The organism is Sphingobacterium sp. MYb388 (genome assembly GCF_037479535.1).
Taxonomy (GTDB): domain Bacteria; phylum Bacteroidota; class Bacteroidia; order Sphingobacteriales; family Sphingobacteriaceae; genus Sphingobacterium; species Sphingobacterium anhuiense.
In genome coordinates, this window is the sequence record NZ_JBBGYV010000001.1 from 1,260,117 (window position 1) to 1,279,952 (window position 19,836).

Genomic DNA, 19,836 nt, shown 5'->3' on the forward strand with positions numbered 1-19,836 from the left:
AGTATCATGAATACCACGTATCAGCAAATTATCGATGTCAACCTTATCGCTTCTCACAAAAGTGTAGAACATATACCCGATATACTGGCCCTTGGAAGATCTGAAAATATTAATCCTGCTTCGCAGGATCAGAAAAGGAATCTATTATTAGCTATTGATGTGCAAAACGACTTTATGGAAAGTATCGGTAGTCTCGCTGTGCCGGGGTCTAAAGAGGATGTGCAGCGACTCACAAAATGGATGCATCGTAATATAGCTTCACTGACTCAGATTATATGTAGCTTAGATTGTCATTCCCTGATGCAGGTTTTTCACCCAGTCTGGTGGATAGATCGCGAAGGCAACCATCCGTCACCATTTACCATTATTACTTACGAAGATGTTGTTCAAGGCATCTGGACAGCGGCCAATGGTGAACATGATCGCTCTATGGATTATCTCCATAATTTGGAAATTGAAAACAAAAAAAACTTGTGTATATGGCCATATCATTGTTTAGAAGGAACGGTAGGGGCAAAGCTCGAAAGCCAGTTCACCAAAATGCTCTACTTTCATGCGGCGGCTCGCAGCACAGCCCCGCGGTTAATTTACAAAGGGCAAAATCCCTATTCTGAAATGTATGGCATCATAAAAGCCGAGTACGACCCTGAGCATTATATCAATTTTGAAGTGCTAAATGCTGTAAGCCAGTATGACTCCATTTACATTGCCGGTCAGGCCTCCAGTCACTGTGTATTAGCCTCTGTCAATCAGATTTTGGAATATTTTGCAGACAATAGGGAGATCACGTCGCGTATCACAATACTAGAAGACTGTATGTCGCCAATTACCGGATTTGAAGACAGTACAAAACAACAGTTCGAAGCACTTCGGAAGCAATACGGTATTCATATTTGTAAATCAACTGATATTAATTTATAGTTATGACCAGCACAAAAAAAACTTTCACATATGAATATCCAAGACCAGCAGTCACAGTAGACTGTGTCATCTTCGGATTTGGTAACGGAGAACTCAAAGTGTTGCTAACGAAGCGTGGTATCGAACCTTTTTTAGGCCAATGGGCATTCCCTGGGGGATTTATTTTAGAACAAGAGACTGCTGATGAATGTGCCCGTCGGAAGCTGGCGGAAGAAGCTGGACTAGAAGATATCTATTTGGAGCAGCTGTATACTTTTTCAAATGTCGATCGAGATCCCCGTTTTCGAGTTATCAGCATTGCTTACTATGCCTTGGTCAAGTCCACCGATTATCTTATTGAGGCAGGTCTTGACATTGAAGAAGTAAAGTGGTTCAGTTTGGGCGAAGCCACGGCATTAGCTTTTGATCACGATCAGATTTTATCCGTTGCCATTGAGCGTCTGAAAGGAAAGATACGCTACCAGCCAGTAGGGTTTGAATTATTGCCCGAGCAATTCAAATTGCCAGAACTACACAAGCTATATGAAACCATTCTGCAGAGAGCGATTGATCGGGGCAATTTCCGTAAAAAGATTTTGAGTATGGGATTGCTAGTTGATCATAGCGAAAAGCAGCCAGATCGCCATTCTCGTGCGGCCAAGATTTACAGTTTCGATAGAGACAAATACGAATCTCTGAAAGAATCAGGATTCTATTTTGAGCTTTAAAACATCCAATTTTTTTATGACAAATGTTGATTATTTGAACTAATACAGATGAAGTAATAGGGAGCTAAAAGCTTAGGAAAATCAAATAGATCCTATAAAATATAGAAGGCCATTCTTTCGAGAGTGACTTTCTATATTTATATCGATGCAGTTTGGGCTTTATCAAACCCGACCTTGTTACGTTAGTCAATAAAAGCTGTAGGTGGAAAGTATTTCAGTCGATGAACGCGTACAAGTAATTGATTGTTTAATCATATATTGTAAGTCGCTAACGAAGGATTGTTGCATTTTTTCTATATTCTTTTAATTCAAAGTCGCTATGACTTCCTTTATCATATAATACGTAAAATCCTGTCGTCATTAACAATTTATTATGGGGAACTCCAATGACTGTGTTTTCTTTTTTTGCATAGTCTACTTGGTTTCCAAATTTGCCATTTAAAAAGCCTAGTGGTATATTTTTAATCATAAGAAACCTTTCTATGGAAGGTAAAAATGTATCAAAATCAATGTTATAATAATCATCAATTTTAATCATTGGATGTTCTTCTTTTTTAGGCGATGGCAGTATGGTATCATACCATTTTAAAGGTCTTTTATTTATGATTACAGGGTCATTATTTAAAAAAATTCTGTATTCCTTATTATGATATTCGCCATCAAGCGGGGGGGAATTAATATAAAATATAGCCTCTATAGAATTCCAGGATACTACAATATCCTTAGAATAGGTAATGACCGTATAAGCATCGTTATTATATGATAATTTTCCTTTATACTTATTAGCCTCTTTTTCAGTTTTAAATATTCCAATACCTTTAAAAGATGAAATAAATACAAAAATAAAAACAGCTATCACTATAAATACAATTCCCCATATAAAAGTATTATTTACATTAGTTATATAGAATTTATAAAGTAATCCACAACTGATTAAAATAATAATGAATGAGTAACTAGCACTTAAATAGTTTGGTTTCATATAATTTAATCTTTACCAATTCGTCCTTATTATTTATACGAGGGCGATATCTTTTTCTAATGTAATAAAAAACAATCAAAGCCCATAAATTCACTATCCCATCCCTTTATTCACCAAGTTTTTTCAACTTGACATAAGTTAGGGATGATTTATAATTGTTAGTTAGATCTCGTATTTGATCGGAGAAGGCACAATTGCAGATGCCGTGCTGCATATGATTGTACATACTTCACACCCTATTGAATTTAAAGGGAATGTCTAAGAAAAAAAAGGTAATATTGTCAAGTTACTGATAAAAATCATTAGATAACCAAAATCAGGGAAGTGAAGTATCATAAGAATGGGGGCAATATTATCGGAATATACATCTATTTTTCCTCCTTCATAAATACTAAATTCTTCAGCTTAAAAGGTTAGACCGACACATATAAAAATATAGAATTGTGAAAAAATATTGTTTATTTATCATCGCATTACTTGCGGTAACTTATTCCAATGGGCAAGGTAGAAAGACAGAACTTTTAGATAGATTAAAATCCAGTTTGGAACAGAATAACTATGGCATTCAAACGACTTTTTATTATCCGACAGAAATCTCAATAAATGATTATCCAGTATTTCGAGGGCTTGAATTCTTCGGAAATACCATTCCGAATTTTATTGACATAGCGATTGACAAAAATGGAGAGCAAGAATTAAAAGTGTTGATTGATTTGACAAAGTACAAAAAACAAGGAAAACCGATTTTAGAAATTCTATTGGTCAAGTCAGCTAAAGGGGTATCGATCATTTCAAATAAATCTGATTTTCCTGAAGAAAATATTTTAGTAAATTATCAATTATCTGATGATGATATAACCCAAGAAAACATTAAGAATGGTTACTTTTTGAAAACCATAAAGTTTAAAGCTAAAGTTCCTATCGAACTATCTACCTTAAATAAATCAGTTCAGTTGACAAATTCGAAGGAATTACTTGATAAACTCTATAATGCTGTTGCTAAACTAACAAAAGGCATAAATGATAGAGATAGCAATAATGTTTTGGAAATTATCCAAAGCGCTGAATTTGAAGTAGCACAATTACGAGGAATGAAAAAAGAATGGATGTTAACCGAAAGAAAAGCATTATTATCAAATACTTTTACATTGTTGCCAAAAGATAGTTGTGAAGTCAAAATTTATGGAAACGGAACTAGGGCAACGCTAGTTCAAAAGAATCTAGAAATAATCAAGCAATCTGCCATAACCTCTAACTTTACTAAAGAAAATTATCCCAAAGGTAGAGTTGTTCAATTTTATAATTTTTATTACAATCTACCAAAGGGAAAACAAGAATTAGAATTAATACGCTTTGACGGTTATGCAATAACTAAATACGGAAAGAAATAAACACGCCTACGGCGTTAACTTTCTTCAATTTTGAGGTTTTATCAAGTTGGAAAGTAGGAAGCGGGTTCGTGAAAAAAGACAATGTAAAAGCATTTTTCGAATTATCGAATAATATTGATCAAGAGATCTATAAAAACCTTTGATCGCAGTATCAAGTGGAAAGTCAATATTGTAATTCTCAAATTTATCAATTATTGAAATCATTTCATCTATAATTTTGCAATTTTATTGTGTTTACATACAATTTGTAAGGTACTACCTGGACGCCACTTGCTATAGGTGTATTTTTTTTCCGACATTTGAACATGCCTCTATTTATAACTTTGGATAATGTCTATAAATTATATAATCTTGATCCTGCTGAAAAGACGGAAGGGATAGTAATTCTTAGTCAGCAAAACGCCCCAAATAAGAAATTTACAAGTCATAGTCGTCTGTTTGATGGTTTATTATTGGGATTTATGATAAAAGGATCCATGAAATCGCAAATCCATTTTCTTGAATATGATATAAACGCAGGTGATATTGCTGTTTTACAACCGCAATTGATGATCGAAACAAAGTCATTGAGTGAACATGCAGAAATAATAACAATTGGTCTTTCATTAGATTTTATTACAGAATTTCCCATTCTACGTGAGTTTGTCATGAATGATCAAATTAGATGGGAACCAATTGTAAGGCTTCAGCCCGACGAAATAAACCTTCAACATGATTTACTCACACTTATACAAAATTTCTATCATAAGAAAGCGAGTCCAAATAAGACACAAATGCTACGGCATCTTGTTCTAGTTTTAATAAGTATGATTTCTGAAGTATATTCTAATTTACCTCATAGCAAAAGCGTAGTAAAGAGCCGCAAACATGAGATCATAGATGATTTTTATCTCCTTATTGCTAAGTATGCTAACCAACATAGAAGCGTTGCATTTTATGCTGAAAAACTTCATTTAACACCGCAGTATCTTTCCAGTTTTCTAAAACAGAAAACTGGAAAATCTGCCTTACAATGGATTGATCATCTCACCATTCTACATGCTAAAACATTACTAAAATCCTCTAGTCTATCCATTAAAGAAATAAGCAATGAACTTCATTTCGAAGAAACAAGTGTTTTTTGCAGATATTTTAAAAGAGCAGTTGGAATATCGCCTAAAACTTACAGAAATGAATAATTAATGATAGTTGTTTTTTAACCGTTATTGATGGGTAAATAAGATCAACTTTCAGATTGTATGTAAATACCATTAAATTGTCAATACCTTCCTTTTGTCTCTTTTTACTTTTACTGCATGAGAAAAACAGATAAAAAAGCGGCCATAGGATTTATATTTATCACATTGTTGATTGATATTACAGGTTGGGGAATTATACTTCCAGTAGTTCCAAAACTCATCGGAGAATTTATTCATAGTGACCTTAGTGAAGCCGCCAAATATGGTGGATGGCTCGGATTTGCGTATGCTATCACCCAATTTATATTTGCGCCTATAGTGGGAAATCTTAGTGATCAATATGGAAGGCGCCCAATCCTTTTAATTTCTCTTTTTGGATTTGCAGTTGACTATATGCTGTTAGCATTTGCACCATCCATGGGTTGGTTATTTTTTGGAAGAATCATTGCTGGGCTTACAGGGGCAAGTATTTCCACAGCAAGTGCGTACATTGCAGATATATCCACCGATGAAGATAGAACGAAAAATTTCGGCCTAATCGGAGCTGCTTTTGGATTAGGATTTATTATAGGCCCGGTAACTGGCGGTTTACTTGGGTATTATGGAACTCGAGTTCCCTTTTATGCAACAGCTTTGCTATGTATGGTGAATTTTCTTTATGGGTTATTTGTACTACCAGAAAGTTTAGATAAAGATAAACGTCGTTCATTTGACTGGAAACGAGCAAATCCCATCGGTACATTTAATTTTTTGAGAAAACAGTCAAAAATATCAAATCTTATTTTTGCTTTAATTCTGGTCTACATAGCTCTTCATGCAGTACAGAGTAACTGGCATTTTTTTACCATGTATAAATTTAATTGGACAGAGCGAGTTGTAGGTCTATCACTAGGTTTACTGGGTTTATTGACCGGATTAGTACAAGGACTCTTAATAAGATGGACCACTCCCAAATTAGGAGAACAGAAAAGTATCTATTTTGGGTTATTATTATATGCATTGGGTTTAATGTTATTTGCATTTACTAATGAAGGATGGATGCTGTTTATTTTCCTCGTACCCTATTCTTTAGGAGGAATATGCGGACCGGCACTACAATCAATAATAAGTAAAAATGTTCCTTCAAATGAACAAGGTGAGCTTCAAGGGGCATTAACCAGTCTAGTGAGTGCGACTTCAATAGTAGGTCCTCCGATTATGACAAACCTATTCTATTATTTTACACATGATAAAGCACCGTTTAAGTTTTCTGGAGCACCATTTTTTTTAGCTTCCGTATTAATGTCAGTTAGTGCAATTATTATTTATTTTGCTTTTCGACGAAAAAACAAACAGTAAGCTAGGGTTAGAAAAATAAAATAATTTCATCGATCCATTTCCCTCATTCACCGAGTTTTTTATTGTGTTAGTATAATAGCCATAGAGTAGGGATGAATTACACCCTACTTTTGAATCAACAATTGCTTAAGCAAAGCATCAAGGTTTGAGTTGGGGGATGTGGGGCTGATGCAATTAGAAACAAAAAATAACATTGTTAATATGTTTGGAATAACATTATAAACGATCTTCAATGAAAAAAAATCATGTTAAAAATAAATTTCATTATGAATCTACTATTAAAATACGATAGGTATATCACTGCAATAGCAAATAAAGTCCCCAGTATGTAGCTGAGCATTTTTTTTATGATTTTATTTGCAGTTCAAAAATATGAAAAAAGGAAAAATGAAATTATTTTATCAATAAAAACAATGATGGTAAATCTAAATTCCGTTCATTTGCTAATAAAAGTTTATACTTGATATCATTTATCCTATAGTTTTGTGCTGTGTCTAAAATAAAGAGAATAACTCCAACAGATTTCAGGGGGCAGTTTATGTCAGAGATGTCAACTGACTTTGCAATTTTAAGAACCCCTGTTCAGATACATGATATTGGAAAAACATCTGGTTTCATTAAAGTCCCCACGCCATTACATAGACCCGAATTCAATTTTATTGTTCATATTACAAGAGGAAGTGCAAAACAACAGGTCGATGCTAATTTGGTGTCAATAAAACAAGATGAAATCTTATTTGTCAAACAAGGGAACGTAACTTCATTGAAGGAAGTAAGCCCAGATGCCGCGGGACACATGATCTTATTTGAAGACCAGACACTCAATCAATTGCTGTCAAAGCAGGAACTCATTAAAATCTTTTCTGCTAATACAGTTATTCATTTACCAGAGGAGAGTAGCGCATGGTTAACATCTCTGTTTGAACTATTGAGTATTGAGATATATTATCCCAATCCGAATCTTGGCATTTGTTATTCTCTTTTACAGGCAGGACTTCAGAAGATTTTTACTTCCAGTAAAGAACTGAATAAAAGTATAAACCGGAGTGCAGAAATTACTTTTAACTTTAAGGAGCTGGTTTACAAACATTATCTGCAACATAAGTCGATCTTATTTTATGCCGGTGAACTGTCTGTTTCTGAAAATTATCTCCACAGATGTGTCAAGGAAACCATTGGTGAAAGTCCAAAGGAATGGATCAATAAAGTCAGTATCTTGCAGAGCCAGCTCCTTTTACAGGACCTGACCAAGAGTATTTCTGAAATTGCTTTTGAGCTTAATTATGGCGATCCTAGCTACTTTGGACGCTTATTTAAAAAAATAACTGGAGTAACCCCCTCGGAATATAGAATTACCTTTATGCAGGATTTGTCCGAGTAAAGAGAGGTTTAGTTTTAAAGCAATTCTTGTTTTCAGTCCACCTTTGTATTATTAAATCCAAAGAAAATGAAAACATTAATTTCTATTAGAAACTTCGGTATCAGGACTGGCCTCCAAATTACCTTTTATTGTAAATACAAAGTCATAACCAAATGGCCATATTTTTGTATTCTTATCTTAGCGCTCCTCTTTTCAAATAAAAGCTATAGTCAGATTATTCAGGACGTTGGAGGGATTGCCGCTACTGTTCATAGTAAAGCTAACTTCAAAGATTTGCCACAAGAAAGTTCCCTTTCAGGAAATAAATTTCAACTGAATACCTATGATGTATGGCTGCCAATTCCCCCTGTAAAAATAGGCAGGACAAGCATTTTTAGTAATTTGAATTATCGTTTAATGGATTTCAATTATGACAACGAAACGATTGATGATCCCAACCGGATTGAAAGAATTCATGAGATAAAATCGGTAATTATTATCCGACACCCGATTTCGAGTAAATGGTCTATTTTGGGAATCGTAATGCCAACCCTAGCTACGGATTTTAAAAAATCTCTTTCCTTTGATGATCTGATTCTGGACGGAATACTTGGTGTATCGAAAAAATTTGGAACTGCATCGAATCTCGAAATAGGATTAGGTGTTCATGCCTTACATTCTTTCGGAGAGACTTTAATTACTCCAGGAATATCAATTGATTATCGAAGCACCGACAACAAATGGTTAGCCCAGTTTTATTGGCCTAGATTAAACGTGCTTTATAATGTGAGTCCAAACACACAGGTAGGTTTGGCGGGTTCAATAGACTGGACTCGATTTAACTTAAAAAATTATCGCGGTTATAGTGTTAAGGAAGTCGATTATGCGCAGTTCTCCACTATACATGGCGGTCTACAGGTACATCAACACTTGATAGGAGGGGTCTGGCTTCAGGTACAAGGTGGAATGGGGCTTTTGAATCGTTATGAGCTATTCGACAGCACACAAAAGACAGTGAATAATTTCTCTATTTCTAACATGGCTTACGGAAAAGCTGCACTGAGCTATCGTATTGGTAGGAGATAAATAAATAATTATCCACTAAATACACATTTGAAAATAATTATTCTTACTATCATATGAAAAATAGAGATTGTCCCCCTTCAGATTTCAGCCTGCGCTTATTGATGGTTGCAGCTATTCCCGCTTATGTATTTCCTACCTTAATGTCTTTTATACCAGCTTTTTTTCTTCAAAAAACTGATCTTATGATGGCAAGCTACACGACTATAGGATTATCCTCCTTGTTGTCAACGATACTTAGCTTTATTATACTTTGGCAATTCGAGCTGAGACAAATATTCGTGCGAAAAAAGTGGGTAGGATCCCTTTTGATTATTCTGTTAATGATTGGTTTGGGGATGTTTTGCACATCGCTATTTAAACTTCAATCAGAACGCTTTAATATAATAACCTCAGCATTTCTTGGTGCAACGATATTAACAATCCGTCAACATATAAAAAATTATAAAAATGAAAAAAATTAAGCCGACCATAGTTGTTTTTGGATGCACAGGTACAGTTGGAAGAGAAGTAATGCGTCAACTAAAAGATTCTGATTGTATAGCAAGAGGGGTTCTCAGAAGTCCTGAACGACCTTATCCTGTACTGATAGGTACCCAACCTTCGAATATAACCTATGTTAGTGCCGACTTAAATTCAAGGGGCCAACTTAAAGAAGCTTGTATTGGGGCAGATGCATTGTTTCTTTTAACTGCAACATCTCCAGATCAGGTTGAACAGGAAATTAATATAATTGATGCTGCCAAACAAAGTGGTATAAAACGAATCGTTAAATTGTCTGCACCTGTAGTTCAGTCTCCTGCCAAAGTGGAGGTAAGCCAATGGCATAGTAAAGTAGAGGACTATCTTTCACAAAATATGGATGATTTCTGTTGCTTAAGACCACATTCATTTATGCAAAATTGGGAACGAAATGCACTAACAATTCAATATTTTGATAAAATTTACGGCGCTTTAGGTCACGCTAAGCGAAATTACGTTGACTGCCGTGATGTAGCAACGGTCGCCGTAAATTATTTATTGGCAACGGATGAATTAAACCAACAGTCAATTGTTCTTGCAGGGCCTCAAGCTATTACGAACCTAGAAATGGCCGCAAAATTATCGCACATAACATGTCGTAAAATAGAATATGAGGATATTACGCCTGACGAATTACTTAGTCGATTAATTAAAAAATCAAAATTACCTAGATGGTTGGCGACTCATATTGTTGAACTTGATGATCTGGCAATTAAGGTTCCGGAGCCGGAGAGCGATACTATTACTGCCTTAATTCTCAGAAAGCCACGTATTATGGATGAATACCTGCAAGAATATCGGCATCTTTTTAAAAGAAAGCCTCTTTGGAAGCTATTTTTTTAGAGCGTATACTCCATTATGTATTTGGCTAACAGTATGTTTGAGATTCCGTTAATATTTATTTGAAAAAGCAAAAAGGAGAGCAGTTAAACTGTAAAACCAGTACCACCATCGTAAAGGAGTCGGGTGACTATATGATTGCCAAATTAACCATGCAGTTTGAAAACTTTACCAAAGTCGATCTCGTGACATTATTCAATGACAGCGGTAACTGGAAAGTATCCCAATAGATCAACTCGTACAAATAATTTACTGTTAAATCATATGTTTAGTTAAGGCCACGTTGAGAGATGTGGCTTCTGCTTTTCGATAGCAAGACCACGTTCACAAAGTATTGAATATTTTTTTATTGCTTCACGAAAATAGACAATGTTAAGTGACTTTGATACAAAGAAATATATAGCTGGAATAACTCGACTAAGGTCGACATTATAATTTATTTTGATTCGTTGCGTTATGGCAATTCTACAGAAGAGTGAAGTTACATCGGCTTAATTTGTAATGTCTAAATCTATTGCATAGCGTAAAACTAAACCATGACCAAGCATTAATCTAACTTCTTTTAGAACTTGTTAAATGAGAAAAAGATTGTAGTTTTGACTTGGTTAGATTTGATAATATCTTTTAACTGGAATAGGAAAAATTAAGGTTAATGCTATTTAAAGCTACACACAACTTTAGGAAGTTTTAGGCTAAATAACCATATTTTAAAATGATTATTAGTTTAAGCTCTGCAAGCATAAATTTCAAAATAGAACGATAGTTAACGAAATGATTAGAAAAGCAATTCAAAGCGATATTATTCAAGCGTCAAAGGTGCTGGAGGAGGTAAAGATTGATATGTTGCGTGAAGGTGTTGACCAGTGGGATCAAGAATATCCAAATGAGATGGTACTTATACAGGATATTGATAAGGAGCAGGCATTTATTTATGAAGAGCAGGGCGAGCTAGTCGCGTATATGGCTCTAAATGAAAAATGTGATGAAGAATATAATGACTTAAATTGGAATACCAGCATTCCCTTTCTAGTGATTCATCGTCTATATGTAAAACCAGTTGCTCAAGGAAAAGGAATTTCTAGTAAAATGATCAGATATGCAGAACAATATGCTGTTGAACACAAATACCAATCCATTCGTTTTGATGCCTTTTCATTAAATGAAACGGCCAATGCCGTTTATTTAAAAAAAGGATATCATCTGGTGGACACTGTTAATTTTCGAAAAGGAGTTTTCAATTGTTATGAAAAGGCGATTTAGCTCTTAATAATTTAGGATAAAAATAACTTATGAAAAATATTTTTGTAATAAATGGTAGTGCGAGTAGCTATTCCTCAAATCAAAAGCTTATAACTTTAATCGTTGACCTTACACAGGATACTCTAAATATCAAAGTTTTTAATGATCTTAAAACTCTTCCGCATTTTGATCCTGAACTTTCTATCGACAATACACCAGAAGAAATCTTAAAGTTTAGAAAAGAAATTGAAATATCCGAAGGGGTTTTAATCTGTACACCTGAGTATGTTTTTAGTATTCCCAGCGGACTCAAAAATGTGATCGAATGGTGTGTGTCAACAACTGTATTTTCTGGCAAACCGTTGGGGATAATAACAGCATCAGCTCATGGAGAAAAAGGACATGTAGAATTGCAGCTAATTATGGAAACCTTAATGGCAAATTTCACGACAGAGACTACACTTTTAATTTCTGGAATAAAAGGGAAAATAAATGAAAAAGGGCATTTAGCGGATTCTAAAACAAATATTGCGCTATTAAATTTTGTAGATGCTTTTAAAAAACTGATGTCATAGTTTGAAATTGGGTATCAGATTTATTGCGAGATTGATCATAGAATTAAAACCAGCAGACGTTCTGAAGGTATTTCCTTTTTGAAAAAACAACTTTTTATTAATCTTTTATTTGAAGATATTGAAAAAGTAGCAAATCATGTTTATTCACCAACATTATGCATTTTATTAAATAATTTTGATTTCATTATCTAGTTAAGAAACCTGATGTTTTTCAGAAGTATACCATTAAAAACCATTTTTAGAAAGATCATGGGTTATTTTACGGTAAATCTCGGGAATGTCAAATGCTCCAATTTTCCTCCGTTTTATGTCAGTTATTTCACCATGTGAAATACCACGCCTACTATCCGTGAATAATTGAAATTTATCACCCCAAACTGCCGATTTCACAGGTACAAGTCCATCATTTTCTCCGGCGTTCTTTATTAAATACTGATATGTCCAAGAGTATAGGAAGTCATCTTTTTTAGAAGCCATAGCAGATGCATAACTATTGTAATATACCAATGGATCATTTAAGTTATTTTGATTAAAACTTTCCATATAATTTATGCTTAGCTCATTTATTACATTATAAATATTTGGATTATTGTCACCGAAAATTTTGACCAAAACAGGGAGTATGCGTTTCGCAAGTGAACTTTGGAAGGTTCTGTTATTTAAAAAATAATCTGCAATTAAAGTACCGTGATGAGGCGTTGATATTGTTGTTAAGGAAGCTATTTTTTGACCATATTGCAAAGTCGAAATCAGGAAGCGCGCGTCAATGCCACCTTTTGAATGCGCTATTAAATTAATTTTTTCTGCACCGGTCTTATGGATTATATCTTCTATTCTTAATTGAAGTAACTTTGCATTATCTTCAATTGAGCCCCAAGCATCTGTATACCCATAAAATACATTAATTCCTAACTCCTTTAACAATTTTGGAATTCTTCCCCAGAACAAAGTGTTGTCTTTTGCTCCAGTTCCGTGTATCAGTATAAGTGGATATTTTAACATTTAGTTTCTATTTTTTGTAGATACAAAGCATAATAGGATTGTCTGAATTATTTCTGATATGACACTTTTGTTAAAGTGAATTTTAATATAAACAATATACCTTTTATATATTCATTTCAAATTATCATTTCTACGCTTATTAGCTTTTTATTTTTCTAGTGTTTTCCAATTTCCTTTTTTTAAATAAACATTATTAAAGATAGGAGAATGAAATACCAGGTTGAAGCTCCAAGTATTTCGGTAGATTATAGGATTACTAACTATTATGTGATGAATAGGGAGGTCCATTATTATTTTCAGTCATTCTGAATTATAGGGTTTTACTGTTGTGATCTTTCCGCAATATGTTTTAAGTGTGTTCTCTTGATTAGTTACGTAAAAATAATAAAGTCAATGCAATCTTGATCATAGAATGCCATATAGGTATATGGCTATTTATTAATTTACATTTATTGTTTCTAATAGTTCGCTGTTAAATACCGCTTTTGGTGAAATTACAACTTCGTTAAGCGGTATTTTGTGGCCATAACGCTCTTTCATTTTTTGTTTAACAACTTCGTCTGTTAAGTCAAAGTCGCTTAGTTTTTCAAGTTTGCCAATTTCAAGCCCTGTCGCACGTTTGTAGATTTTCCAGATTAGTTCAGAACAATAAATTTTGTCATCACTCCATTCAAAAGTTAGGTCATAATTTTTACCTTTAAACTTGTCGCCTTCTTGTTTCATTTTTTGAATTGTTTCAGTTGTCAAAATTTTATCAGCGTTTTTTAGTCGCTTAATTACATAATGTCCGTCTTTGCCCCGAGCGATCCATTTGTCAAGTGTTGTTAGCTTAATGGGCTGCACTGCTTCAAAAACGTAATGTTGTCCATTGTCGCTGTAAATGATACCGCAATGTGAATATTTTGATTTTGTTGCTAGTTGGATTGCTTTGTTTTGTCCTGAAAGTGAAGTTTGAAAAATTAAGTCGCCATTTTTAATTTTGCTTTTGTTCGCAAGTTTTTTGACCTCTGTTTTTACCTTGTCCAGTCGATTGTTTGGGTCGTGAAATTTTCTTTTGGCGTGGAGACCACCGACGACAATTAGTACACAAAGCCCTAGTAAAATTATCCCTTTTTTCATATTTGTCTGTTGTTGTTTTGGTCTCTGAAAATTTCACAAATACTTCTAACATCGCATATAGATAAAAATATTCTATCCATTTTTCATTCTTTTTAATACATAATGACTAAAGGATAGATAATCTATTGATTACTCTTCTTCATCCTCTTCAATTCTATTTCGTATCCATTTTCCACCTATGGTATCGCGTTCTGCTTCTTCGCCATATTCAAGGTCAAATATTTCGTTCAATGTAATGTCTTTCTTAGTTAATTCTTCAAGTGCAACGATTTTAATATCTTCTGGTACTTGATCTCCTGTCAGAAACTGCCAGTCACCATCATGATCATGCACGACATGCAATATAGGCTCTTTTTCTTCAAGCCATTGCCGCGTTGTAAAAGTTGTTAAATTCTTAGGCTCATAAAACTTAAATTCAGCATTCCTATTAAGCAAAGGTTGTATGTAAACATATTTTTCTTCAAAATTTTCCTCCCATGGAAATCTGTCATTACTGTCCGTCCAGATTAATTGAAGCGCATCAAATTGTTTGTCTTGATAATAGTTTATCCCGGTACCAAAATAATCATCGATGTTTCTTTTATCTACCGCTATAAACATAGCCTTACTTTCATAGAAGATGTTGCAGTAAATTTCTCCGGGTGTAAACACCTCACCATCTTTGATTAGGTCCGCAATAACATTGGTGATTTCGTGTGCCAAATCGGTCGGTAGACCAAAGCAGATTATTTCAGGATGATGGTATCTCTGCGTTAGACCAATGCTATAAGTAAAAGATGGCAGATAGTTTGTCGCAGCGACTGTAATAACCTGAAGACCAAATTTGTCTATGTTTATTTTAGTCTTTTCGAGTAAATCATCAGTATTAATACAGTTATGTTCGCTTTTTTCGGTCATTATTTGCAGTTACATTAGCTCTGTTAAATATATTGTATGGTGAATTTAACATTTTGAATCGGTCCTCACAACTTCACCTAGTCATTTCGACCGTTCACTAAGTTTTTTGCTGGTTTATTCTAAACTATAAAACTAGCCCACAATTGTACAGGAGTCTGGTGACTATATAATCGCCAAAATAACATGCAGTTAGACTATTACTCCTGCATCAGAAATAAATCTGATGTTCCAGCCAAGATATTTGATGGTTTCACATCCTTATTTTTAATTATCAAATTATTCAGTTTTCTTAATCGCACTATCCAGCCTAGCCAAGTAATACGTATACTGTCTTTCCTCCATTACTCCTCGTTCCTTTAGGACATAAGTTTTCATGATAAAGGACGTATTGTCGACCCATTTGATATCTTCCACTGCCCAATTCTTGGTCTGAAAGCTTGCCATTTCTGAAATTCGGGCATGAGAGCTGATCATGCCATCGCGTATTTCTAGAAGTCCTATAAAGCAACTATTGCGTTCATATACATGGTTGTAGTAGTAGGCAAGAAAGCGTCCGTCGGGAGAATGGATGGAGAGCGATACGGCAGCATCTCCGATAGAGACAATCCCATACTGATCGGAAGTAGCGCTGTCCAGCAATACCATGTCGTTAAATCCGAGATGTTCAGAAACACTATGGTTTACTAAAGCATGCATCTGCAAGCGCGGGAAATATCCCATATACTGCCAGCCGCGAAAACCGTCGTCTTGTCGGGGCGAATCGTCATATTTTTTGAGTGTAATGAGGCCTTTTCCTGTAGGTACTATCAGTGTGTTCTTCTTTATGGCAACGTGGGAAAATATCATTTTCGGCGCGGGAGTAGCCTTTTCATAAAGTTGTTTCTCTGCAATCTCAATATGTATTGCTGGAAGGCTGTCATAGCGATCTGCATAGCCTACAGCCAGTTCTTGGCCTGACTGACCATAAGCAAGTCCTATTGAAAAGAAAAAAAGGAAGATCAGTCTCATGTTAATTTCTTTGCTTTATTTTCAAATTTTTGTTTCAAAGAGTATATTCTATTTTATGTAAATTTTATCTACAGAATTTATCTCTTATAAATTAATGACTTTCATTGCACTAAATTCTATGATGATTCTTTCATAAGTTTTTAGAAAAGCTTTCAAAAGTTCTTCATGTAAATTATATAGCAATTCGAGGAGTCGGTATAAAACTCTCGAGTGGGTAAAATTGAATTGTTTCGTCTTCTTGACTTTTAGCGCTATAGCTACAGAGCAATAATGAAACAATCATAAAGTACCTAGATAAGCAATATTTGATAAAGTTTGAAGAAATAGATTTAGTCATTATAACCAATAAATCTAATCTTATTAAGTTACGTATAAAACGATATATAACACTGTAAATAATCATGAGAATTAGGCCATTTTTAAACATCAAAAGGGCCTAATTCTCATTAGACCCTTTATCTTGGCGTTTAACTGCACAGTAATTTTTATGTTTCTTATCGTTTCCTCTTTTTTGTTTCATCATCCAAATTGTTTTGAAGCAATTGGATTTATTTACTGTATTACGTCATTTATCGTTATCCACTTTCATGCTGAAAGTATGTTTGTTATCGCTTTGTATAATAAGAACACCTGTCTAATAGAATAGTTCAAAAAAGTTTAAAATAATTTCACCTATCCATTTCCTTCATTCACCGAGTTTTTAGTTGGTTTAGTCTAATTGCCATAGGGTAGGGACGATCTACATCTTACTTTTGAATCAACAAATAAGAACTAACAATATAAAAATAAAGACATTATGAACACTATAGCAAAAACATTCGCGGCAGCAGCCTTGATCGCAGTATCTACTTTCACTATGGCAGCAGGCAAACCAGAGGTAGCAAACCCTAAAAAAGCAGTGGTCAATTTATCTACAGCAGATCTAGCCATTGATCATTACGTTGCGGTTATGACAGAAGGACAATCGGCAGGAGTAGAGCAATTGTTTACGACAGACTTCAGCCAAAAAGTACAGGCAGTAGAAGATAAAACCAATAGCCGTTCTGAAGTTATTTCCTTCTTGAAAAAGCAAAAAGGAGAGCAGTTAAACTGTAAAACTAGCACCACCATCGTACAGGAATCTGCGGACTATATGATAGCAAAAGTAACGATGCAGTTTGAAGGATTTACTAAAACTGATCTAGTGACACTGGTAAATGACGAAGGTAACTGGAAAGTATCCCAATCCATCAACTCGTATAAGTAGATAAAGTTTAATCCATATGTTTAGTTAAAGCCACGTCATGAGATGTGGCTTTTTTTGTGTCCGGAAAGCAAGATTAGGTTAACAGGTTGATGCTTTTGTTGCCAGCTAGCCGACAACAAACGACTACTGTCGACTACAAACGTTTAATAACCGGCTAATAATTTTAGTTTTTCTGATGTTTGCTTAGCAACATTAATTATTTAAGCAGATCCTAAAATTATGAAAAATCACGTTCAGCCCGTTTTTATTGATCCGACCACCGATGAGGGCTTTAAACGGTTATTCGGAGACAAAGTCAACCTGATCAACTTTCTTAACATCATCTTTCGTGGTCGAAAGACCATCGTTGATCTGACGTATAGAGATACCGAGCGTATCGGTGCAACCGAAGAAATCGGCAAAGTTATCTTTGATCTTGTAGTTCAGATCAGTACAGGAGAAGAGATCATCATCGAGATGCAGACAAGTACACAGACCAACCTGAAGCAACGTATGCTGTATTATGCCAGCAAGGTCATTTCAGATACAGCGCCCAAAGGAAACCGCAAAGCCTGGGGATACGCTATTCCTGAGGTTTACACCATTGTCCTGATGGATGGTTTTCATATGCCGGGAGGTGATTATAAAACCTATTTTCACGATACCTGCCTGTGTAATAGAGATTCAGGACAAATATTTTACGAGGGTTTGGGGTTTATCTATTTAGAAATTATTAACTTTGTTAATAGCGAAGCTGAGGTTGAAGACGAACTGGACAAAGTATTTTATATGCTCAAGAATATGTCTACGTTAAAGACCTTGCCACGGATCATGAAATCGGCAGTATTTCAACGCTTCTTTCAGTTGGCCAGCTACGTAAAATTGACAAAGGAGGAACGGACTATGTATGATATTAGTTTAAAACGTAAATGGGATGCAGAAGCAGTGCGGATGTATCAACAGGAACAAGTTGAAGGACTAGAAAAACAATTGGAAGAGGCTAAGCAAGCATCCAAGAAAGCAGTTGCAATTGCTAAAGCTGAAGGCCAACACCAAAAAGCTATTGAGACGGCTGTAAAGCTAAAATCGATGGGATTATCAGTAGACCAAATTGCTGAGGCGACAGGCCTTACCATCGACGAGATTGAAAAACTGAAATAAATCCAATAGATCATATAAAATAACCAATAAAGCCATTCTTAACAGAATGGCTTTATTGGTTTTATACCATTCTTACGGCTTCCCGTATTTTTTAATCAAACCAATTACCACAACAATCCCATATCAGCAACAGCTGTTATTGGAACCAATGCTTTGATTGCAATCAGGAGCGAGCTTCGTGGCGTTTGCTTCGCAGATCCCTTCGGGATTTTTCGGTGGGCGCTCCCGCAATTATGAAAACAAATTACAGGAGCTCTATAAGAGCGTAGTGGAGTCTTTAAAGCAAAATGCCCGTAGCTATAGGGCAGATGCGGTTATAGGCTTCAGCGTCAATATTGATGAGATCTCGGGCAAAGGAACGCAAATGTTCATGATCACCGCTATCGGTACACCTGTATTGCTCAATGAAATTAAACATATACAGGCAGAAGCGGTAGATGGAGATATCGATGGATCAGTTATTAAGCACAAAGTCAAGGCAAGCTTGATCAAAGAACGCTATACCGGTATCTATTCAATGGACAATGCTACAGCCGAGTTTATAGCCACATCCCGATTGACCGAATTTGTACCCCTACTATTTAAAGCAATGAATGAAACAGGGGAGGATCAAGAATTCAAAGACCGTCAAGCCATGCTCTTCCGTTATTTTGATTTCCTGGACAAAGACCAAGCTATAGCCATACTCTATGGACAGTTGCTGTCGGAAGATTTAACCGGCGCACAGTTTAAGATCATTAGCAAAGCTATCAGCAGTTCCAATCTTATCGATTACGATCAGGTTGAGAAGCTGTTAGCAGGATCTTTATTAGCAAAAAAGGCAGCATTGAAGGTACTTAGCTTAGACAAAGACTGGTATTCCGCTCAAGATAATGCCTATCTACAGACATTGAAAGGAGAGGGCTTGTTACAGCTATTTCCAGAAGTCGTTACCGTTAAAGAGTCAAAGGGCATGTTTTCATCGTGTAAAGAAGTTTGGGAATGCTCATGTGGCAATAGCAATAAGCTGGATGCTACCGCATGTAGCTCTTGTACTAAAGATAAACGAAGCTTTGGTTCTGAGGAATTAAAATCTGAAGCTGTGCAGAACCTGATTAATCGGAGATTAGCGGTTATTGAAAGGATCTAATTAGGTCAATTACTCCCCTATGTTAATTAATCAAATCTCATACATGACAAATAATTATTTTATGAAATCCTTTTTGATTTTAATCTTGAATGATTTATGTTTTTTGATTGAAATTAGACATCGACATTCCCCTGTTAATTTTTTACAGTCCATTCCAGT

Annotated in this window: 20 protein-coding genes; 15 read left to right on the forward strand and 5 right to left on the reverse strand. The window is 35.0% G+C overall.

Going from position 1 to position 19,836, the window contains the following annotated elements; genetic code table 11:
* The first annotated feature begins 6 nt into the window (after positions 1-6).
* Positions 7-921, forward strand: coding sequence for a hypothetical protein (locus WH188_RS05485; RefSeq protein WP_339423467.1), 915 nt, complete (start codon positions 7-9; stop codon positions 919-921).
* A gap of 2 nt (positions 922-923) precedes the next feature.
* Entirely contained in the window at positions 924-1,628 is a 705-nt protein-coding gene (locus tag WH188_RS05490) for an NUDIX hydrolase (protein WP_339423468.1), read from the forward strand.
* 268 nt (positions 1,629-1,896) lie between these two features.
* Here WH188_RS05490 and WH188_RS05495 read toward each other — a convergent pair whose 3' ends face one another.
* Positions 1,897-2,610, reverse strand: coding sequence for a hypothetical protein (locus tag WH188_RS05495; RefSeq protein WP_339423469.1), 714 nt, complete (start codon positions 2,608-2,610; stop codon positions 1,897-1,899).
* Between the two features lie 443 nt (positions 2,611-3,053).
* On the opposite strand from WH188_RS05495, the gene WH188_RS05500 reads away from it, so the two are divergent.
* From WH188_RS05500 to WH188_RS05545, 10 genes are all read left to right on the forward strand, one after another.
* Positions 3,054-4,001 carry a hypothetical protein gene (locus tag WH188_RS05500; RefSeq protein WP_339423470.1) on the forward strand — a complete coding sequence of 316 codons (948 nt, stop codon included), beginning with the start codon at positions 3,054-3,056 and terminating at the stop codon, positions 3,999-4,001.
* A gap of 305 nt (positions 4,002-4,306) precedes the next feature.
* Entirely contained in the window at positions 4,307-5,179 is an 873-nt protein-coding gene (locus tag WH188_RS05505; protein WP_168126084.1) for a helix-turn-helix domain-containing protein, read from the forward strand.
* Between the two features lie 117 nt (positions 5,180-5,296).
* Positions 5,297-6,517: a TCR/Tet family MFS transporter gene (locus WH188_RS05510; RefSeq protein ID WP_168126085.1), complete on the forward strand. Its 1,221-nt coding sequence runs from the start codon at positions 5,297-5,299 to the stop codon at positions 6,515-6,517.
* Positions 6,518-7,007: 490 nt separating this feature from the next.
* Positions 7,008-7,898, forward strand: a complete 891-nt coding sequence (locus tag WH188_RS05515; protein ID WP_168126086.1) for a helix-turn-helix domain-containing protein — start codon at positions 7,008-7,010, stop codon at positions 7,896-7,898.
* Positions 7,899-7,964: 66 nt separating this feature from the next.
* The gene (locus WH188_RS05520; RefSeq protein ID WP_339423471.1) at positions 7,965-8,963 is read left to right on the forward strand and encodes a DUF6268 family outer membrane beta-barrel protein; all 999 of its coding nucleotides are present in this window, start codon (positions 7,965-7,967) and stop codon (positions 8,961-8,963) included.
* 53 nt (positions 8,964-9,016) lie between these two features.
* Positions 9,017-9,424, forward strand: coding sequence for a hypothetical protein (locus WH188_RS05525; RefSeq protein ID WP_168126088.1), 408 nt, complete (start codon positions 9,017-9,019; stop codon positions 9,422-9,424).
* On the forward strand, positions 9,411-10,325 hold the full coding sequence (locus tag WH188_RS05530) for an NmrA family NAD(P)-binding protein (RefSeq protein WP_339423472.1): 915 nt from the start codon (positions 9,411-9,413) through the stop codon (positions 10,323-10,325). The genes WH188_RS05525 and WH188_RS05530 overlap by 14 nt, the downstream gene beginning before the upstream one ends.
* A 59-nt stretch (positions 10,326-10,384) precedes the next feature.
* Positions 10,385-10,552 (forward strand): hypothetical protein, encoded by a 168-nt coding sequence (locus WH188_RS05535; RefSeq protein WP_168126090.1) that lies wholly within the window; start codon positions 10,385-10,387, stop codon positions 10,550-10,552.
* A 541-nt stretch (positions 10,553-11,093) separates the two neighbouring features.
* The gene (locus tag WH188_RS05540; RefSeq protein WP_339423473.1) at positions 11,094-11,582 is read left to right on the forward strand and encodes a GNAT family N-acetyltransferase; all 489 of its coding nucleotides are present in this window, start codon (positions 11,094-11,096) and stop codon (positions 11,580-11,582) included.
* Between the two features lie 29 nt (positions 11,583-11,611).
* Positions 11,612-12,136: an NADPH-dependent FMN reductase gene (locus WH188_RS05545; RefSeq protein WP_339423474.1), complete on the forward strand. Its 525-nt coding sequence runs from the start codon at positions 11,612-11,614 to the stop codon at positions 12,134-12,136.
* Between the two features lie 225 nt (positions 12,137-12,361).
* Here WH188_RS05545 and WH188_RS05550 read toward each other — a convergent pair whose 3' ends face one another.
* The 4 genes from WH188_RS05550 to WH188_RS05565 all read right to left on the reverse strand — a co-directional run bounded on the left by WH188_RS05550 (position 12,362) and on the right by WH188_RS05565 (position 16,000).
* The gene (locus tag WH188_RS05550; RefSeq protein WP_339423475.1) at positions 12,362-13,138 is read right to left on the reverse strand and encodes an esterase/lipase family protein; all 777 of its coding nucleotides are present in this window, start codon (positions 13,136-13,138) and stop codon (positions 12,362-12,364) included.
* A gap of 438 nt (positions 13,139-13,576) precedes the next feature.
* The gene (locus tag WH188_RS05555; RefSeq protein WP_168126094.1) at positions 13,577-14,257 is read right to left on the reverse strand and encodes a YiiX family permuted papain-like enzyme; all 681 of its coding nucleotides are present in this window, start codon (positions 14,255-14,257) and stop codon (positions 13,577-13,579) included.
* A gap of 129 nt (positions 14,258-14,386) precedes the next feature.
* On the reverse strand, positions 14,387-15,154 hold the full coding sequence (locus tag WH188_RS05560; protein ID WP_168126095.1) for a DUF4262 domain-containing protein: 768 nt from the start codon (positions 15,152-15,154) through the stop codon (positions 14,387-14,389).
* A gap of 276 nt (positions 15,155-15,430) precedes the next feature.
* Positions 15,431-16,000 (reverse strand): hypothetical protein, encoded by a 570-nt coding sequence (locus WH188_RS05565; RefSeq protein ID WP_339423476.1) that lies wholly within the window; start codon positions 15,998-16,000, stop codon positions 15,431-15,433.
* A 958-nt stretch (positions 16,001-16,958) separates the two neighbouring features.
* Between WH188_RS05565 and WH188_RS05570 the strand changes: the two genes are divergently transcribed.
* From WH188_RS05570 to WH188_RS05580, 3 genes are all read left to right on the forward strand, one after another.
* Entirely contained in the window at positions 16,959-17,408 is a 450-nt protein-coding gene (locus WH188_RS05570) for a nuclear transport factor 2 family protein (protein WP_168126097.1), read from the forward strand.
* Between the two features lie 219 nt (positions 17,409-17,627).
* The gene (locus WH188_RS05575; protein WP_168126098.1) at positions 17,628-18,548 is read left to right on the forward strand and encodes an Rpn family recombination-promoting nuclease/putative transposase; all 921 of its coding nucleotides are present in this window, start codon (positions 17,628-17,630) and stop codon (positions 18,546-18,548) included.
* Positions 18,549-18,705: 157 nt separating this feature from the next.
* Positions 18,706-19,677 carry a heavy metal-binding domain-containing protein gene (locus tag WH188_RS05580; protein WP_206368190.1) on the forward strand — a complete coding sequence of 324 codons (972 nt, stop codon included), beginning with the start codon at positions 18,706-18,708 and terminating at the stop codon, positions 19,675-19,677.
* Positions 19,678-19,836: the final 159 nt, after the last annotated feature.

Bases quoted from the DNA above. Each gene is read 5' to 3' on its own strand.
- WH188_RS05485 (WP_339423467.1), top strand. From the start codon at position 7: ATGAATACCACGTATCAGCAAATTATCGATGTCAACCTTATCGCTTCT.
- WH188_RS05490 (WP_339423468.1), top strand. From the start codon at position 924: ATGACCAGCACAAAAAAAACTTTCACATATGAATATCCAAGACCAGCA.
- WH188_RS05495 (WP_339423469.1), bottom strand. From the start codon at position 2,610: ATGAAACCAAACTATTTAAGTGCTAGTTACTCATTCATTATTATTTTA.
- WH188_RS05505 (WP_168126084.1), top strand. From the start codon at position 4,307: ATGCCTCTATTTATAACTTTGGATAATGTCTATAAATTATATAATCTT.
- WH188_RS05510 (WP_168126085.1), top strand. From the start codon at position 5,297: ATGAGAAAAACAGATAAAAAAGCGGCCATAGGATTTATATTTATCACA.
- WH188_RS05520 (WP_339423471.1), top strand. From the start codon at position 7,965: ATGAAAACATTAATTTCTATTAGAAACTTCGGTATCAGGACTGGCCTC.
- WH188_RS05525 (WP_168126088.1), top strand. From the start codon at position 9,017: ATGAAAAATAGAGATTGTCCCCCTTCAGATTTCAGCCTGCGCTTATTG.
- WH188_RS05530 (WP_339423472.1), top strand. From the start codon at position 9,411: ATGAAAAAAATTAAGCCGACCATAGTTGTTTTTGGATGCACAGGTACA.
- WH188_RS05540 (WP_339423473.1), top strand. From the start codon at position 11,094: ATGATTAGAAAAGCAATTCAAAGCGATATTATTCAAGCGTCAAAGGTG.
- WH188_RS05545 (WP_339423474.1), top strand. From the start codon at position 11,612: ATGAAAAATATTTTTGTAATAAATGGTAGTGCGAGTAGCTATTCCTCA.
- WH188_RS05550 (WP_339423475.1), bottom strand. From the start codon at position 13,138: ATGTTAAAATATCCACTTATACTGATACACGGAACTGGAGCAAAAGAC.
- WH188_RS05555 (WP_168126094.1), bottom strand. From the start codon at position 14,257: ATGAAAAAAGGGATAATTTTACTAGGGCTTTGTGTACTAATTGTCGTC.
- WH188_RS05560 (WP_168126095.1), bottom strand. From the start codon at position 15,154: ATGACCGAAAAAAGCGAACATAACTGTATTAATACTGATGATTTACTC.
- WH188_RS05565 (WP_339423476.1), bottom strand. From the start codon at position 16,000: ATGATATTTTCCCACGTTGCCATAAAGAAGAACACACTGATAGTACCT.
- WH188_RS05570 (WP_168126097.1), top strand. From the start codon at position 16,959: ATGAACACTATAGCAAAAACATTCGCGGCAGCAGCCTTGATCGCAGTA.
- WH188_RS05575 (WP_168126098.1), top strand. From the start codon at position 17,628: ATGAAAAATCACGTTCAGCCCGTTTTTATTGATCCGACCACCGATGAG.